The sequence below is a fragment of the Oleiphilus sp. HI0061 genome (assembly GCF_001635675.1).
Window position 1 is genome coordinate 1 of record NZ_LWFE01000215.1, and the last position, 930, is coordinate 930.

The 930-nt window shown below is 45.4% G+C and carries 2 protein-coding genes; both read right to left on the bottom strand.

Annotated features, from left to right (window positions below):
• A partial coding sequence (locus tag A3735_RS02560) for a UPF0149 family protein (RefSeq protein ID WP_156499348.1) occupies positions 1 to 270 on the bottom strand: 270 nt, incomplete at its 3' end.
• Between the two features lie 202 nt (positions 271 to 472).
• The coding region (locus tag A3735_RS30155; protein ID WP_197485618.1) for a hypothetical protein at positions 473 to 930 on the bottom strand (458 nt) is incomplete at its 5' end.

Sequence of the window (930 nt, forward strand, 5' to 3'; positions counted from 1 at the left end):
TATATCGCGGTCTTCATTAATCTCTTCAAGCAATGTCGACTTGATCTCTTCGATACAGCTTTCAATAGTGGCGATTTCAGATTCACTAAGCTCGATATCATCATTGCCAAATAGCACAGAGATAAGAGTGTTAGTGTCAAAGTCTACCGGCCCGATAACACTGGCGCATACAAGGCCGTGAAAGCCAAAATAATCCAAAGCCTCTTCATTTAGATGCTCGGCAAAAAGAATATCTTCGAGCTGTTCAATTTGTTGTTCGCTTAGTGACATTTGCTAAAACCGTATGACAGTGCAACCAATGCGTTCATGTGTGTATGGGCGCTGGTTGGGAGCGGGGTGGTATAAAAAACGAGAGTATAAACTGATTTTCCACAGATTAGTATCTGCAGTACCTGGTAAGCATAAAAAAGCCGGTAAGAACTAATTGCTCATACCGGCTCTGAGGTCTTTCAGAACTTAATTAGCGGAAATGCTATTCAGTATCTGTAGTCTGAGTTGCTTTACTGTCTTCAGCTTTTGCTGTTGATTCAGCGGGGCTCACCTCAACCTTAACAGCTGACAGCTCTGGTGACTTAGGAGCCGCCGCGCTTTCAGTTTCAGCTGATTGCGCTCTTGGGTCATTGTGAACCCGGTTAGAGCGGTTAGGTCTACGACGGCGAGCTGGCTTTTTAACTTCGACTTTATGCTCATCAGCCGGCTTCGCTTCGGCTTTAGGGCTTGTATTGCCAGTTATTTCTTTTGTCGCGCTTTCCTTATCAGCAACAGCTTGCGTCTTCGTTGGAGAGGCATCCGACTTGCTGTTTGTCGCTTTATTGCCTCGATTTCTACGAGGGTTACGGCTACGAGGTCGGCGAGTCGAAGTTTTCTCTTCGCTATCACTAGAGCTGGCATCTGATGTAGTTACTTCAGTTGCAGTTTCATCACTTGTTT